This window comes from Microvirga alba, from assembly GCF_015694465.1.
Lineage (GTDB): Bacteria > Pseudomonadota > Alphaproteobacteria > Rhizobiales > Beijerinckiaceae > Microvirga > Microvirga alba.
Window position 1 is genome coordinate 335659 of record NZ_JADQDO010000002.1, and the last position, 15856, is coordinate 351514.

General features: G+C 64.4%; 15 protein-coding genes. 7 read left to right on the top strand and 8 right to left on the bottom strand.

From position 1 onward, the window contains the following. The first annotated feature begins 3 nt into the window (after positions 1-3). Genes I2H38_RS05885 through I2H38_RS05895 form a run of 3 tightly spaced genes read left to right on the top strand, consistent with a single transcriptional unit; the run spans position 4 to position 2923 of the window. Complete coding sequence (locus tag I2H38_RS05885; protein WP_196270892.1) at positions 4-900, top strand: polysaccharide deacetylase family protein; 897 nt, start codon at positions 4-6, stop codon at positions 898-900. Then, on the top strand, positions 900-1952 hold the full coding sequence (locus tag I2H38_RS05890; protein WP_196270893.1) for a DmpA family aminopeptidase: 1053 nt from the start codon (positions 900-902) through the stop codon (positions 1950-1952). The genes I2H38_RS05885 and I2H38_RS05890 overlap by 1 nt, the downstream gene beginning before the upstream one ends. Positions 1953-1957: 5 nt before the next feature. After that, entirely contained in the window at positions 1958-2923 is a 966-nt protein-coding gene (locus I2H38_RS05895; RefSeq protein WP_196270894.1) for an isoaspartyl peptidase/L-asparaginase family protein, read from the top strand. On the opposite strand, the gene I2H38_RS05900 is transcribed toward I2H38_RS05895, so the two are convergent. From I2H38_RS05900 to aceA, 6 genes are all read right to left on the bottom strand, one after another. Continuing rightward, entirely contained in the window at positions 2924-3670 is a 747-nt protein-coding gene (locus I2H38_RS05900; RefSeq protein ID WP_196270895.1) for an ABC transporter permease, read from the bottom strand. After that, positions 3667-4605, bottom strand: coding sequence for an ABC transporter ATP-binding protein (locus I2H38_RS05905; protein ID WP_196270896.1), 939 nt, complete (start codon positions 4603-4605; stop codon positions 3667-3669). The genes I2H38_RS05900 and I2H38_RS05905 overlap by 4 nt, the downstream gene beginning before the upstream one ends. Continuing rightward, positions 4598-5794, bottom strand: a complete 1197-nt coding sequence (locus I2H38_RS05910) for an ABC transporter permease (protein WP_324617364.1) — start codon at positions 5792-5794, stop codon at positions 4598-4600. Before I2H38_RS05910 ends, I2H38_RS05905 begins: the two co-directional genes overlap by 8 nt. A gap of 52 nt (positions 5795-5846) precedes the next feature. After that, complete coding sequence (osmF, locus tag I2H38_RS05915) at positions 5847-6761, bottom strand: glycine betaine ABC transporter substrate-binding protein OsmF (RefSeq protein WP_196270898.1); 915 nt, start codon at positions 6759-6761, stop codon at positions 5847-5849. Between the two features lie 186 nt (positions 6762-6947). Next, complete coding sequence (locus I2H38_RS05920) at positions 6948-7154, bottom strand: DUF4170 domain-containing protein (protein WP_196270899.1); 207 nt, start codon at positions 7152-7154, stop codon at positions 6948-6950. Between the two features lie 32 nt (positions 7155-7186). Next, positions 7187-8503 (bottom strand): isocitrate lyase, encoded by a 1317-nt coding sequence (gene aceA / locus I2H38_RS05925; RefSeq protein WP_196270900.1) that lies wholly within the window; start codon positions 8501-8503, stop codon positions 7187-7189. Between the two features lie 187 nt (positions 8504-8690). Between aceA and I2H38_RS05930 the strand changes: the two genes are divergently transcribed. Beyond that, on the top strand, positions 8691-10124 hold the full coding sequence (locus I2H38_RS05930; protein ID WP_196270901.1) for a helix-turn-helix domain-containing protein: 1434 nt from the start codon (positions 8691-8693) through the stop codon (positions 10122-10124). A gap of 3 nt (positions 10125-10127) precedes the next feature. Here the strand turns inward: I2H38_RS05930 and I2H38_RS05935 are convergent, their stop codons facing one another. After that, entirely contained in the window at positions 10128-10847 is a 720-nt protein-coding gene (locus I2H38_RS05935) for a glutamine amidotransferase (protein WP_196270902.1), read from the bottom strand. Further along, complete coding sequence (locus tag I2H38_RS05940; RefSeq protein ID WP_196270903.1) at positions 10840-11298, bottom strand: tellurite resistance TerB family protein; 459 nt, start codon at positions 11296-11298, stop codon at positions 10840-10842. The genes I2H38_RS05935 and I2H38_RS05940 overlap by 8 nt, the downstream gene beginning before the upstream one ends. On the opposite strand from I2H38_RS05940, the gene I2H38_RS05945 reads away from it, so the two are divergent. The 3 genes from I2H38_RS05945 (at position 11263) to I2H38_RS05955 (ending at position 15848) form a co-directional block, all read left to right on the top strand. Further along, a complete protein-coding gene (locus tag I2H38_RS05945) occupies positions 11263-11685 on the top strand; it encodes a hypothetical protein (protein ID WP_196270904.1) in 423 nt (140 codons plus the stop codon). The genes I2H38_RS05940 and I2H38_RS05945 overlap by 36 nt on opposite strands. A gap of 4 nt (positions 11686-11689) precedes the next feature. Then, entirely contained in the window at positions 11690-12073 is a 384-nt protein-coding gene (locus I2H38_RS05950; protein ID WP_196270905.1) for a response regulator, read from the top strand. A gap of 214 nt (positions 12074-12287) precedes the next feature. After that, a complete protein-coding gene (locus I2H38_RS05955; protein ID WP_196270906.1) occupies positions 12288-15848 on the top strand; it encodes a FecR domain-containing protein in 3561 nt (1186 codons plus the stop codon). Positions 15849-15856 lie beyond the last annotated feature (8 nt).

Here is a 15856-nt window from a genome sequence, read left to right on the forward strand (position 1 = left end):
GTTATGAACGACGTAAACGCCCAGCCCTGGACCTGGCCGGAGGAGACGTGGCGCACCAAGGTCGACCATGTCCGCGCCGGCCGCTCCATGAAGCCCGCGAAATGGAAGAATGGCGCGCGCTGTGCCGTGGCGCTCTCCTTCGATTCGGACCATGAGACCAACGAGTTGCGCGACGGCGGCAAATCCATTGGCCGCATGTCGCAGGGCCAGTACGGCAACCGCCAGGGCGTTCCGCGCATTCTGAATGCGCTCGCCAAGCACAATGCGAAGGCGACTTTCTTCGTCCCCGCCGTCGCGGCACTCCTCTATCCGGACGAGCAGAAGCGCGTCGTCGCCGAGGGCCATGAGGTCGGCATCCATGGCTGGATCCACGAACTCAACAGCCAGCTGCCTTACGAGGTCGAGCGCGACCTGATGTTCCGCGCCGCCGATACGCTGGAACAGGTCACCGGCACGCGTCCCGTCGGCATGCGCACACCCTCCTGGGATTTCAGCCCGGACACGCTTCGCATCGAGCGCGAACTCGGACTGCTTTACGATTCGTCCCTGATGGCCGATGACGACCCGTATGAGCTGGTGGAAAAGGGCGAGCCGACCGGCATCGTCGAATTGCCGGTGGAATGGATCCGCGACGACGCGGTCTATTTCAACATGCACCGTTTCAACGGCTTGCGCCCGCACACGCCGCCGACGGCCGTCTTCGACATCTTCTTGCGCGAATTCGAGCGCGCTTATGAAGAAGGTGGGCTCTTCCTTCTCACCATGCATCCGCACGTGACCGGTTATCGCTCGCGCATCTGGATTCTGGAAAAGCTGCTGGAAGAAATCACCCGGCGCTCGGATGTGTGGATCGCCACCCATGCGGAGATCGCGGCTTTCGTGAAAGCGGAATGCCCCTGATGAGCAAAAGCCTTCGTGCACGGGATGCGGGGCTTGCCTGCGGCAAGCTGCCGGCGGGCCCCAGGAACAGCATCACCGACGTACCGGGCGTGCGCGTCGGCCATGTCACGCTCAATCGCGATGAACTCCGCACCGGGGTGACCGCCATATTGCCCCATGGCGGTAATCTCTATCGCGAAAAACCCGTCGCCGCCGTTCATGTTTTGAACGGGTTCGGCAAGAGCACCGGCCTGGTCCAGGTCGAGGAACTGGGCGTCATCGAGACGCCGCTTCTCCTCACCAACACCCTCTCGGTCGGCACCTGCGCGACCGCGCTCGTGCGCCACGCCATCGCGCACAACCCGGACATCGGTCGCGAGACCGCGACCGTGAACCCGGTCGTGTTCGAGTGCAACGACGGCTTTCTCAACGATATTCAAGCTCTCGCGATCACCGAGGACCATGCGCAAGCCGCGCTCAAGGCCGCCTCCGCCGATGTCGCCGTGGGCGCGGTCGGCGCAGGCTGCGGCATGAGCACCTTCGGTTTCAAGGGCGGCATCGGCACCGCCTCGCGCGTGCTCGATCTCGACGGCAAAATCTTCCATTTCGGAGTGCTGGTTCTGGCCAATTTCGGCCGCCCCGGAGACTTGCGCCTGCCGGACGGGACAGTCGTGACGCCCGCGATGGCGGAGCCCGCAGCGACCGAGAAGGGCTCGATCATCATCATCGCCGCGACCGACATTCCCTTGAGCGACCGCCAGCTCCAGCGCGTCATCCGTCGCTCCGGCGTCGGCCTTGCGCGCCTCGGCTCCTTCTGGGGCCACGGCAGCGGCGACATCGCGCTCGGGTTCTCGACCGCCAACATCCTGTTCCACGACGAGAAGGCCGCGTTGGTGGACCAGCGCGTTCTGAACGAGAACCGCATCGATCTTTTGTTCGAGGCCATGGCCGATACCACACAGGAAGCCGTGCTCGACGCCCTCATTGCCGCCGGTCCCATGACCGGACGTTCGGGCCATCATCGCCCCGGCCTCGCCGACGCCCTCAACCACCTTCGTTCAACAAAAGCCTGAGAGCCATGACCAGCACACAAAACGATTTCGTTCTCGCCATCCACGGTGGCGCGGGCACGATTCTGCGCAGCAAGATGACGCCCGAGCGTGAGGCCGCTTATCACGCAGGTCTGCGCCGCTCGCTTGAAGCCGGTCGCGCGGTGCTCGCCGATGGGGGTGCTGCGCTCGACGCGGTCACCGCCGCCGTGATGGCGCTCGAGGACGAGCCCCTGTTCAACGCCGGACGCGGCGCGGTTTATACCTCCGCCGGCAAGCAGGAGATGGACGCGGCAATCATGGACGGGCGCGACCGCGCGGCGGGCGCCATCGCGGGCATTTGCGGCCCGCGCAACCCGATCCTCGCGGCACGCGCCGTGATGGAGCATTCCGGCCACGTGTTTCTCATCGGCGACAGCGCGCTGAAATTCTGCCGCGAGCGTGGACTGGCCTTCGAGGAAGCGTCGTATTTCTACACCGATGCACGCTGGAACGCCCTGCAGGAAACGCTTGCGATGCGCAACAGCGGATCTGAGGATCAGGACGAATCCCGCAAGCACGGCACCGTCGGCGCGGTGGCGCGGGACCGCAACGGCCACCTCGCGGCGGCGACCTCGACCGGCGGAATGACCGCGAAGGCCCCTGGCCGCGTGGGCGACAGCCCGGTCATCGGCGCGGGCACCTGGGCCGACAACGCAACCTGCGCGGTGTCGGGCACCGGCCATGGCGAGATCTTCATTCGCTATGCGGCAGGCCACGAGATCGCGTCGTTGATGCGCTATGCGGGCAAGTCGCTGGAAGAAGCCTCGCGCGCCGTGGTGATGGATATGCTCGCACCCGCGGGCGGCTCGGGCGGCATCATCGCCGTCGATCACACGGGCGCGGTGTCGCTGCCCTTCAACTGCTCGGGGATGTATCGCGGCTATGTGCGTGGCGACAACGTGCTGCGCACCGCGATCTATGACGAGCCGATGGTGGAGTTCCGCGAGGGCTGATTATGACGGCGCTTGGCCGAGTTTGCGCGCCGCAAACCGCTCCACGCTCATCAGCGCATCGCTGATCAGGACAGCAAGCAGGGCGACCACCAGGCCGCCCTGCAGAATGAAGGCCATGTTGTTCGATTGCAGCCCGGCGATGATGACCTCGCCGAGCCCCTTCGCCGCCACCGTCGAGCCGATGGTGGCGGTGCCAAGATTGATGACCACCGACAGCCGGATGCCGGCGAGGATCACCGGCAGGGCGAGCGGCAACTCCACCTCGATCAAGCGGCGGCGCGGGCTCATGCCCATGCCCTTGGCCGCTTCCAAAGTCAGCGGCGACACTTGCGTAAGACCGCTCAGCGTATTCTCGAAGATCGGCAACAGGCCGTAGAGAAACAGCGCGATCAAAGTCGGCTTTTCCCCAAACCCGACGAGCGGCACGGCGATGGCCAGAACCGCGATGGGCGGGAAGGTCTGGCCGATATTGACGAGGCTGCGCGACAGGGCCAGGAATTCGAGGCCGGACGGCCGCGTGACGAAGATGCCGAGCGTCACGGCGATGATGGTGCTCGCCAAGGCCGCGCTGAAGACCGTGCCGAGATGCGCCAGCGTCAGGGAAAACAGGCTGCCCTGATTGTAGATCGCCGGCGCGTTATTGATGGTCAACGGCTCGAAGACGAAGGCGAACAGCTGCGGCTTCGTGATGAAGACCAGGAGGAGGACCAGGGCGGCCAGCCGCCAAAGGACGGGTCCGGCTCTCATGCGGGCTGCCGCCCATGGGCAAGAATGCCATCGATGCTGATGCGCCCGAGGATCGCGCCGCTTGCGTCAGTGACGGGAAGGCTCTCCCGCCCGGTCCAGACCAGTTGCGACAGCGCCTCGCGCAACGTGGCGGAGACCGGCAACGGCTCGCCTTGCGACGGACCGGGCTCGATGGCGTCCTTCACCCGCGCCAGCGACAGCAGGCGGAAGGGGCGCTCGGCGGTGCCGACGAGACGCTCGACGAATTCTTCCGCCGGGCGCGTCAGCAACTCGGCGGGCGTCGCATATTGCAACAGGCGTGCCTGATCCATCACCGCGATCCGATCGCCGAGATGAAACGCCTCGTCCATGTCGTGGGTGACGAGCATGATGGTCGTGCCCAAACGGCGCTGGATCGCCAGCAGGTCCTCCTGCGCCTTGTGGCGGATGACCGGATCGAGCGCGCCGAAAGGCTCGTCCATCAACAGAAGCGCGGGCTTCGCCGCCAACGCCCGCGCCACGCCGACGCGTTGCTGTTGGCCGCCCGACAATTCATGCGGATATTTCGCTGCGAACTCAGCCGAGTCGAGCTGGAACAGATCGAGCAATTCCTCGACGCGGGCCGCGATCCGTTTCGCGTCCCAGCCCAGCAGGCGGGGCACGGTGGCGATGTTCTCGATCACCGTTCGATGCGGAAAAAGGCCATACCCCTGAATGACGTAGCCGATGCGATGCCTCAGATCGTCCTCCGGGATCGCCATGGTGTCCTGACCGTCGATCAGCACGCGGCCGGAACTCGGCTCGATGAGCCGGTTGATCATGCGCAGCAAGGTCGATTTACCGGCACCCGATGTGCCGACGAAAACCGCGATCGTGCCCTCGTCCACCGTGAGCGAGACGTCGTCGACAACGATCGTTTCGCCAAATCGCTTGGTCAGATGCTCGATCTCAATCACGGGACGGTCCCCTCGCGAGATCGATGGCCGCATCGAGGATCACCGCCGCCATGAAGGACAGCGCCACCGTCGGGATCGCGCCGAGCAGCACGAGGTCGATGGCGGTCTGGCCGATGCCCTGAAAGACGAAGGTGCCGAAGCCCCCTCCTCCGATCAAGGCGGCCACCGTCGCAAGCCCGAGATTTTGCACGAGCACGATGCGGATGCCGGTGAGGATGATGGGAAAGGCGAGCGGCAGCTCGACCTGAAACAGCCGCTGGCGCTTGGAGAGCCCCATGCCGCGCGCCGCATCGACCACGGAAGCCGGCACCTGTTCGAGACCCACGACCGTGTTGGCGACAACCGGCAGCAGGGAATAAAGGAACAGCGCTACGAAGGCGGGCGCGGCGCCGATGCCGTGGATGCCGAGCGCGGCGGCAAGCGGCACCTTCGCCGACAGAATGCTCAACGGCACCATGAGAATGCCGAAGAGCGCGATGCTCGGAATCGTCTGGATGATGTTGAGCACCTGGAGGATGGCGGTCTTGATGCGCGGGACCCGGTAGCAGACCATGCCGAGCGGCAGGCCGACGAGCGTCGCCGCCGCAAGCGAACCGAGGGCGAGAAAGAGGTGCTGGCGCGCCTCGCGCCAAAAGCTGTCCGCCCGCGTCGCGTATTCTTTCAGGAGCGACAGACCATCCCACGCGCCGGAGAGAAGCAGCATCGCCATGGCAGCGGCGGCGACCGCGAGCGCCGCGAGTCTCGCAAAGGGCCCAAGGCGCAGGCGCGTGATGGAATCCGCGACCAGCAGGGCGAAGGCGAGCGTCAGCAGCCAGAAGCCGAAAGCAGGAGAGACCCGCGCGAAAGTGTTGCCGGGGGGCGTCACGAAACCGGGCGCGCGACCGACGGCGAGGAAGATGACCGCCAATCCCAGCGCGGCTGCGGAGAGCCGCAGGATCGGCTGGCGTATGGTTGCCGCCACGAGCGCCACACCGAGTGCGACGCTCATGACGCCGACCGCCATCGCCATAGGCAAGGCGTCGAGCAACATGCGCGCTTCGCCCGCCACGATCCGGTTGGCGCGATAGGTGACGAAGGGTGCGACGAACAGCGCCACACCGATGAGCACGGCGACGACGCCGCCGAGCCGGTCCAGAGAAACGGCCGCGCCGGCTGATGCCACACGCGGCGCGCTGGTATGAGGAGAGATCGCGTTCACAATCGGCCTGGCTTCTCTCCGCAACCCCATTCAGGGCGTCAGGTCACTTCACGAAGCCCCTGGACTTCAGGTAATCCGCCGCAACCACCTTCGCCGCCTCGCCGCCCACCTGAACACGGGCATTCAGGCCTTGCAACGTGGTCAAGTCGAGGGATTCGAAGACGGGTTTCAGGACCTCGGCGATCTTCGGATTCTCTTTCAGCGCCGCTTCGCGAATGATCGGAGCCGGGGCATAGACGGGCTGCACGCCCTTGTCGTCCTGCAACACCACAAGGCCGGACGGGGCGATGCCGCCATCGGTGCCATAGACCATGGCGGCGTTGACGTCGTTGGTCTTTTCGGCGGCCGCCTTGATCGTCGCCGCGGTATCGCCACCGGAGAGCACGATGAGCTGCTCGGGCTTCATGCTGAAGCCATAGGCCGCCTGGAAGGCCGGCAAAGCCGCCGCCGAATTGACGAACTCGGCCGAGGCGGCAAGCTTCACCTTGCCGCCGCCCGACACCCATTTGCCGAAATCGGACAGGGTCACGAGTTTGTTCGGCTCGACCACATCCTTGCGCAGCGCAATGGCCCAGGTGTTGTTGGCGGGCGACGGGTTAAGCCAGACGATCTTGTTGGCGTCGTAGTCCAGCATCTTGGCCGCCTCGAAGCCCTTCTTGGCGTCCTTCCAGACCGGATCGTCGGCCTTGTTGAAGAAGAATCCCGCATTGCCGGTATATTCGGGATAGATATCGATCTCGCCCGCCGCGATGGCCTTGCGCACCACCGGCGTCGCACCGAGCTGGATCCGGTCCTGCGTCTTGATGCCGTTGGCGTTGAGCGTCAAAAGGATGATGTTGCCGAGAACCGAGCCCTCCGTATCGATCTTGGAGGAGACAACCACATCGGCCTTGGCGGTGGTCGCAGCGGCCAAGCCAAGGGCCAGCGCGACAGTCAGGGATTTCAGGGCGGCTTTCATTGAGAACCCTCTCCAACAGCGACGACTGAACAGCCTGTTCTAGGTCACGCGCCGCCGAGGGGCAGAGGCAGAGGCGCAAGAAGTTTGTCTCACGCCGGATAAATTTTATCCCGAGGCGATCACAGGCACGAAACCCGCCGACAGCCCGAAGGCCAGCGGCGGGTCGAATGGCCTTGAACGCGATGGTCAGGCATTCATCGTCAAATGCTCGTGCGCGATGGTGAAGCGCACTTGGGCCTGCGGCCGGTGGTCTTCCGACAGGACGCGCCAGGTGCGCTCAGCATCGCCGCGGGTCTCGAACGGGCCCACGACCCGTTCCGTACCCTGGATCAGGGTTTCGAAATCGGTGGAGGTGTATTCGCCTCCAACCACCCAAAAGCGGGACTTGTTCATGTTGGTTCTCCGTTTTTGACAGGGCTCGAGGATCACTCGGCAGCTTGCAGCTTCTTGGTCTGGAACTGGGCGGTCTCAGTCGAGTCGCCCATGGCGGTGGTCGAGGACTTGCCGCCCGTGATCACCACCGAGACCTGGTCGAAATAGCCGGTTCCGACTTCGCGCTGATGGCGCGTTGCGGTGTAGCCATCGGCCTCGGCGTCGAACTCGCGGACCTGGAGTTCCGAATAGGCGCCCATGCCACGGTCGCGATAGCCGCTCGCCAGATCGAACATGCCGAAATTGAGCTGATGGAAGCCGGCAAGCGTCACGAACTGGAACTTGTAGCCCATGGCCCCCAGCTCACGCTGGAACTTGGCGATGGTGGCGTCGTCGAGCTTCTTTTTCCAATTGAACGAGGGCGAGCAATTATAGGCCAGAAGCTTGCCCGGATAACGCTTGTGAACGGCTTCAGCGAAAGCCCGCGCGTCGTCGAGATCGGGATGCGAGGTCTCCCACCACAACAGGTCGGCATATTCCGCGTAAGCGAGGCCGCGCGCTATGCAATGGTCAAGGCCGGTGCCATCCTTGAGGCGGAAGAAGCCTTCCGGTGTACGGCTGTCGGGCTCGATGAAGGGCCGGTCGCGCTCGTCCACGTCGGAGGTGATGAGCTTGGCCGATTCCGCGTCCGTGCGGGCCATGATGAGGGTCGGGGTGCCCATGACGTCGGCGGCAAGTCGCGCCGCGACGAGATTGCGCTCATGCGCCGAAGTCGGGATCAGCACCTTGCCGCCGAGATGGCCGCACTTCTTCTCCGAGGCGAGCTGATCCTCGAAATGGACGCCCGCCGCGCCGGCTTCGATATAGGCCTTCATGATCTCGAAGGTGTTGAGCGGGCCGCCGAAGCCTGCTTCCGCATCCGCGACGATGGGCAGGAACCAGTCCCGCTTCGCGCCGCCTTCCGCATGCTCGATCTGGTCGGCGCGCTGCAGGGTGCGGTTGATGCGGCGGCAGAGTTCCGGGCCGGAATTGGCCGGATAGAGCGATTGGTCGGGATACATGGCACCGGCAACGTTCGAATCCGCCGCGACCTGCCATCCGGACAAATAGATCGCCTCGAGACCCGCGCGGGCCATCTGCATGGCCTGGTTGCCGGTCATCGCACCGAGCGAATGGATGTAGGGGCGCTCCTGCAGGAGCTGCCACAACCGAAGCGCGCCGTGCTCGGCCAGCGTATGGGCGATCGGGAAAGAACCGCGCAACCGGAGTACGTCTTCGACCGAATAGGGCCGACGGATGCCGTCGAACCGCCCGGCGGGCGCCGAGGGGATCAGGGTTTCGAACGAGGACGGCTTGGTGTGTGCGGTCATTATCGTTTCTTCCGTTTACATCCGTTGACAAAAGACGGCTGCGAGCCCCAATGTCTTGGTGTTGGCAGGGCAGCTGTCTGTCATATTTACAAAGGCTGCACTGGATTCAACGGGAGAATTTGGAAGAAAAGTCGCGTTGTCACATAACGACAGACCTTATTCTGTAAAACTGTAAAGTAATTTACAAATGGATGAGAGCAGGAAACTCTTTGTCGGCCCGCGTCTGAAACGCCTGAGGCGTGAGCGTAATCTCAGCCAGGCCCGCATGGCCGAGGAGCTGGGGTTGTCGCCGAGCTATCTCAACCTGATGGAGCGCAACCAGCGGCCCATCACGGCGCAGGTTCTGATCCGCCTCGCCCATGCCTATTCCCTCGACCCGCGCGAATTCGCCACCGACGATCATGAGCGCTCCATCTCCGAGCTGGACGAGGTTTTCGCGGATCCGCTGTTCCGCAGCGCGCCGGTCTCGCGTCTCGAACTACGCGAGACGGTGGAGAGCGCGCCCACCCTCGTCGATGCCGTCAACCGGCTCTACCGGGCCTATCTTTCCATGCGCGGTGCGACCGACGCGCGGATGCCGAGTGTGCGCGACCGGGACCGGGCCGAGGACGCGCCGCAGGACAACCCGGTCGACCGGGTCCGTGACCTGATCCAGGAGGCCAAGAACCACTTTCCGGAACTCGACGAGGCCGCTGAGACCCTCGCCTCCGACCTGCAGCTGAGCGGGCACGAGCCCTTCTTTGCCATCGCCGAGCGCCTGCATGCGAAGCACGGCATCCGCGTGCGCATCATGCCCATCGACGTCATGTCGGATACGCTGCGCCGCTACGACCACCACCGCCGCCAGTTGCTCATTTCCGAAATGGTCGAACCGTCCGGGCGCACCTTTCAGGCGGCCTATCAGCTCGCCTTCACGGAAATGCGCGACGTCATGGATGCGCTCGCCGCGCGGCTCGAACCCGTGGACGGCCCGGCGCGGCGGCTCCTGCGGGTCTCGTTCGGCAATTATTTCGCGGGCGCGCTGATGATGCCCTATGGCAAGTTCCACGCGGCGGCGGAGGCGCTCGGCTATGACGTGGAAGTGCTGGGCGCGCGCTTCGGCGCGAGCTTCGAGCAGGTCGCCCATCGCCTCACCACACTGGCCCGTCCCGGTGCGCGCGGCATCCCGTTCTTCCTGCTACGCGTCGACTCGGCGGGGAATGTCTCCAAGCGCTTTTCCTCGGGCCGCTTCCCGTTCTCGCAATTCGGCGGCACCTGTCCGTTGTGGAACGTGCATGCCACCTTCAAGACGCCGGGGCAGGTGGTGACGCAGATTATCGAACTGCCCGACACCTCGCGCTGGTTCTCCGTTGCGCGTTCGGTCAGGCGGGCCTTCAACCCGTGGGGCACGCCCGATCCGCAATTGGTCGTGGGGCTCGGTTGCGAGCTCAAATACGCCCACCGCCTCGTCTATGCGCGCGGGCTCGATCTGTCCTCGCCCGAGCCGACCCTGATCGGCATCAATTGTCGCCTCTGCGAGCGCGTGGGATGCCCCCAGCGCGCCGCGCCGCCGCTGATGCATGCCCTGGTCGTGGACGAGATGAAGCGCGGCGTATCGCCATTCGAGTTCGACGCGACATGAGCGTCAATCGGTATCCAGCCAATGGTCGAGGAAAAGATCGAGCCAGCGCGACACATGCGGATCGTACATGAAGCGCCCCTCGATCTGGCGCATGCGGTCCTGCGCGCCGGGAGTTGAGAGGCGCTCAGCCGCCTTGACGGTCCAGCGGCAGATCATGGCGTGCGTGACCTCGGGGTGAAACTGGAGGCCATAGGCCGCATCGCCAACGCGAATGGCCTGGGTTGGAAAATCGTCGCCGGTCGCCAAGGTCTCCGCGCCTGTGGGGCAATCGAAACCCTCCCGATGCCAGTGATAGACGTGGCTCGGCCAGGAGATGCCCCAGCGCTCGCTCAGCGCCTCGCCGGCCTGCGTGGGAAGCAAAGGATAATAGCCGATCTCCGCCTTGCCGTCGGGATGCTCCCACACTTTCGCGCCGAGATGCTTCGCCATCATCTGCGCGCCGAGACAGAGGCCGAGATAAGGCTTCTCCTCCTTGAGAGGCACGCCGATCCAGTCGATTTCGGCCTTGATGAAATCCTCCGGATCGTTGGCGCTCATCGGCCCGCCGAAGATGATCGCGCCAGTGTGTTCCGCGAGGGTCTCCGGCAAAGGATCGCCGAAACGGGGACGGCGGATGTCGAGGGCAAAGCCGCGCTCGGAGAGCAGGCGCCCGACCCGGCCCGGCGTCGAATGTTCCTGGTGCAGAACGATAAGGATCGGCGCCTTCAGTCCGTCATCAGCCATCGGCCCGACCGGACGTGAGATTGGTCAAGGCAGCGGCCTTGATCGCGGTGAGATCGCTTTCGGAAAAGCCGAGCAGACGCCCGGTGCGCCAGATCAGGTCATCCTCGAAATCGTGCACGACGCCGTCGATGGCGGCGATCCGATAAGCCAGCTTAAGCAGTGCAGGCCGATCCTTGAAGCGGACATCATGCAGAATGCGGTCGATGAGGGTTGTGGAGGGATCTAGGGTCTCTTCGATCTCACCCGCATGCGCGAGCAAATGCTCGACCTCATCCTCGCCGAGACCGAACCGCGAACGGAGCAGACTGCGCAGGCCCTCCGCCTCGACCTGAAGCACCCGCCCATCGGCATGGACGACGAGCGTCAACAAAGCCGCGACGGTCAGATGCTCATTGTAACCGGAGCTGACGGGCCGATGGAAAAGATCGGTGAGGCAAGAAATCAGGGACATGCGCCGATTATTCAGGACACCATGTCATCTCCGCAAGAGGCGGCGGACGAGATCCGTTCCTGGCGGGATGCCATCCGCGGTCCCGACCCGATGACGCAGGCGCTCATCCACAATAACAGGCCTGCCCAGAGGGCTATCATCCGAAAGAGAAAGAATTCGTTCAATGATTCCAGCGAAAGTCTGATGCCGGCCAATCAGCCCGCAACCAAACTAGGCTTTTTCCATAGCTTTGTCGGTGGTATATTCTTGCATACAATCAAAGGTGATGAGAATCCGCTCGATCATTCGGCCCTGCCCGACTTTTGTCGTGGCGCAGGGGAATGGTACAAGCGGATGATTCTCGGCGCCGTGACAAAACCTGCGGCATCCTCGCGTGAAAGAGAGTAAAGCTGTGACCGAAAGCGTAGCGAGCGGCCTCAACGGTTTGCGTATCCTTGTCGTGGAGGACGAAGCGGCGATCTCCCTTCTGCTGGAGGACATGCTGCTCGATTTCGGTTGCGAGGTGGTCGGCCCGGCGGCCCGCCTCTCCGCTGCCCTCGACACTCTGGCGCGCGAAAAGGTCGACCTCGCCATTCTCGATGTGAATGTCGCCGGAGAGCCGATCTACCCCGTCGCCGAGGCGCTGGCTGAGCGCTCGATCCCCTTCGTGTTCTCGACCGGTTACGGCAGCGCCGGCATCCGCGACGCCTTCCGCGACCGGCCCGTCCTGCAAAAACCTTTCGCCCAGCATGATCTGAAGCAAAAACTCCTCCTGGCGCGTGGCAATAACCCGTGAATAAATCGGGCGCGAGTTCCGCGCTGTGTTGTGAAACACATGGTTGAGTGCTGAATCGGCTTTAAAGTTACCCGATCCCTGCTAAGGTCCCGCTGACCTTTGGACACGTTGTAACTTTCTTGCCGATTTTCCTATGACCTCTCGCTCTCTCCGGTTTTTTGTCACGACGAGCGCCGTCGCGCTTTGTTTGACGGGAGCGCATGCCCAGTCGCCCGTGCCGAGACCAGCTTCGGCGGCTGGTTCCATCGTCGCCACCAAGGGCGGTGAGGAGCTGCGGTTCGTGCGCGAAGAGCGGTGGCGCCCGGCGGAAGTGAAGCAGGACGTCATCGGCGGCGACGTGCTGCGCACTAACGCCATCGGCAACCTCGCGATCCTGTTCGCCGATCAGACCCAGATCCGCGTCGGGCGCAATTCGACGCTGACCGTGAACGACGTGGCCGGAGCCAACAACGCGACCACCCATCTGGATCTGCAGTCCGGCAATCTCTGGGCGCGGGCGGCGCGCGGGGGCACCGGCGTCGATGTCAAGACTCCGGCTGCGGTGGCGGCCATCCGCGGCACGGACTGGTCTCTGACCGTCGATGCGTCCGGAAAAACCGCGCTCGTCGTGCTCGAAGGCACGGTCGAACTGAAGAACGCGCAAGGCGCGGTCACCGTCCGGCAGGGTGAAGGCGCGGTCGCCGCCATCGGACAGGCGCCGACGAAGTTCGTGCTCGTGAATTCCGACGATCGCGAGCAGATGCTGTTCTATCTCACGCTGCGCGATGTCTTCACGTCGATTTCGCTCTCCCCGCTGACGGGTCCTGCGCTCCGCGCCGAGCGGGCGCGGATCGAGGCGATCCCAGCCGAGCGGCGCAAAGTCGAGGATTGGCTCAGCCTTGCTGAAATCGCCTCCTATTTCGATGGCCGCGCCGTCGCCGCCAAGGCGCTCGCCGAGGCGCGCCGCCTTTCCCTCAACCCGACGCAGCGAGCCCGCGCCGATGTGGTGGAAGGCACGCTCGCAGGCGCACAACGGCGCTGGCGCGAGGCGGCGACCCTGTTCGCGGGCGCCGAACGTGGCGGCCTCGATTCCAAGCGGCGCATCAACGCGGCCTATGGGCGCTACATCGCGCAGTCGCTGGCCGACCCGAAGCGGGTCTATCCCGAGCCGCCGCTCGATCCGCGTGAGCCGGAAGCGGCCCTGGCCCATGCCTATATCGTCGCCTTCCGGGAGGACCTGAACGCGGCCTCCAAGGTTATCAAGGCGGCTGAGAAGCGCTTTCCGAACAATGCCCGCATCGCCGTCCTCTCCGCGCAGCTCGCTCTGGCCCTCAACCGCCGCGAGGAGATGCGCGCCGCTATCGAACGGGCGCGCCGGATCGATCCGGACGACCCGAATGTCATCCTGACCTACGGCTCAATCAAGGCCGATATCGATGGCGAGGTCGAAGGCGGGCTCGCGGAGCTGCGCCGCGCCACGATCGTCGCGCCCGGCAATACCGACCTCTGGAACGGGATCGGCCTTTTCGAGTCGAGCAAGGACCGGACGCTCGCAGCGGAAGAAGCCTTTCGACGGGCCATCGCGGAAGATCCTGAAAGCCCCGTCCCCTATGCCAATCTTGCGATCCTGCTACTCGACCAGAGCCGCGTCGATGAAGCGGGCGCGCTGATCGACAAGGCGCTCGCTATCGATCCAGCCTTCAGCGTCGGCTCTATCGCGCTTGGCCGCTATCTTCTCCAGAAGGGCGAAACCGCGAAGGGGCTCGAGGCCATTCTGGCAGGCTCCACGGCGAACCCGGCCTATTCGCAGGGGCTCCTGCTGACAGCCATCGCCTATTACCAGAACGGTGACGTCGAACTCGCCGACCAGGCCCTCGACAATGCCGACCGGCTCGATCCGAACGATCCCGTCGTCTCGGTCACGCGCACGGCGATCGCCCTCGACCAGTATCAAGCCGATCAAGCCATCGTCAGCGCGCGCGAGGCGGTGCGCCGTTACCGGCAGCGGGGCGGCGATTTCGCCGGTCTTGCGGTCAACCGCGAGGCGGGCTCCTATCCCGCGCAAGCCTATCGTTTCCTGAATCTCGACGAATGGGCGCGCTATTACGGCGACCGGGTGTTCGATCCCTTCACCGCATCGAGCTATTTCGACGAAGCGGCCGCGCGCCGCCCCAGCATTTTCGCCACGCGGCCCACGATCTCCTCGGCGCAAGGCGACGATATCGACCTGACGACCTATACGCTCATGATCCAAGGGTTGTTCTTCGACCCGCTCGCGGTCTCGAGCCGCATCGGGCGCGTCGATCTCTTGCGCCGCCCCTTCATCGACACCGAATTCGGTGGGAGCGTGCTCGTCCGCAACAACCGCATCGGCTGGGAGGCGGATGCGAGCGTTCAGGGCTTTTCGAACGAACCGGTTCCGACCTCGTTTTCGCTGTCGGCGGCCCGCGCCCTCTTCGACGGCGACACCTCCCTCGACCGGGAAAACGCCAGCAACGCTTCCTTCTTTATCGGCACCGCGCCCTCGGCGGCGGATCGGTTCCTGATCTTCGGCGCGGCATCCTCGGTGGAGCCTGGACTGGCGAAATTCGATACGCGAACCCGCTTCTTCGCGGGCACGCAGGACCTCACCTCGATGCAGGCGGGCGCGGGCTGGAGCCACAGCTTCGGCGATCGCAACGTGCTGACCGGCGCGGTCTATGCCACGCGAGGCATCGACCGGCGATACTCCAATGCGGTCAGCGCGGATCTCTTCCCGCTCTTCGTATCAGCGGAGCAATGGCAGCGTAACCGGAATGAAGGATTGGTGGCCGCGTTGGGCCACACGCTCGGCTTCGGCGATTTCACCGTTCGCTATGGGATCGAGGGACAGACCGGCCGAACTCTCGGATGGACCTCCGGCACTTCGCGGACCTACAACGCGGCGACCGGCGCATTCGACAGCAACGTCATCGATGAGCGACCGGATTCCACATTCCAGGCGGCCCGTCTCTTCGCGGATGCGTTCTGGCGTCCCTCGGACCGCTTCGAGATACAAGCCGGCGTGGAGGGAGATTTCGTCGATATCGAATCGCGGCCCTCGGAGAATTCAATCGCCCCTCGCATCGGCATCGGCGTGTCGCCTCTCGACGGACAATGGCTGCGCGCCGCCTATCGCCGCGACGGTCTGCTGCCGTTGAACTTCACGCTCTCGCCCGTGACGACCGTCGGACTCGTTCCCAACAATCTGCCGATCTCCCTCGGCGGCCGGACCGACACGATGGCTTTGCGCTGGGATGCCGAATGGAGCCCACATGTCTTCACCGCCGTGGAATATCAGCGGCAGGATGTGCGCGGCCTCGATATTCCCGTCGTGAATACATTCGACAGCATCGCGATCGAGAAGGGCCATATCGAGCGGCTGTCCGCGACGGCGAATGTCTGGCTCGGCCACGGCTTCGGCGTGTTCGGTACGGTCGGCACCCTGTCGAGCGACGTGCGCTCCGGCGATACGCTCGGCGCCGACATTCCCTTCCTCTCGGGACGCTTCGCGCGCGCGGGCATTACTTTCGCCGATCCGAGCCGGCTCAAGATCGCCGTTGCCGCCACCTTCGTCGGTGACCGCAAGGGAAATCTGGCGGGCCTGAAACTCGACGATTACTGGACCGCCGATGCCTCGATCACCTGGGAAACGCCGGACCGTCGCCTCCTCCTCGGCCTGACCTTCCTGAATCTGCTCGATCAGGATTACGAACTCGCGCCGGGTATCCGGGGCACCGGGCGGACCTTTGCCGCGACCATGAAGGCGCGGTTCTAACGTATGAG